Origin of the sequence: Kineosporia babensis (genome assembly GCF_021129305.1) — a bacterium.
In the GTDB taxonomy this organism is placed as follows: Bacteria; Actinomycetota; Actinomycetes; order Actinomycetales; family Kineosporiaceae; genus Kineosporia; species Kineosporia babensis.
This window is the reverse complement of record NZ_JAJOMB010000083.1, coordinates 1-368: the sequence shown is the minus strand read 5'-3', so window position 1 is coordinate 368 and position 368 is coordinate 1. Positions and strand designations below refer to the sequence as shown.

General features: G+C 69.6%; 1 protein-coding gene. It reads right to left on the bottom strand.

Annotated features, from left to right (window positions below; all coding sequences use genetic code 11):
* On the bottom strand, nt 1-368 hold a 368-nt coding region (locus tag LR394_RS41065; RefSeq protein ID WP_231450146.1), incomplete at both ends, for a transposase family protein.

Below are 368 nucleotides of genomic sequence, written 5' to 3'. Positions count from 1 at the left end.
GGTCTTGAACGGCACCAGCAGCAGGTCCTTTTCGCCTTCGTAGCCGAGGTCGGTCAGGGCCTTGTGGTCCTCGTCGATCCACTGGCTCAGCAGATCGAGCAGGTCAGGATCTGCGCGGGCTGCGGTGGTGTCGTGCTCGCGGCCCGGGCGCACGTTCGAGGTCCACAACGGCCAGTCGTCCGGAGAGGAGACGACCTGAAGGTTCCCGCCGTGACGGGCGTGCTTGCCCGACCACCACAGATCCACCCCGGGTGTGGGCCCGCGGGTGTGGATGCGGTCGGTCTCGATCAGGGTCCCGTCCAGGATCACGTGCGTGTGCCCAGCGGCCCGGGCCGCCAGCAACGCTCCGGAAAGGCCCGGCCGGCGCG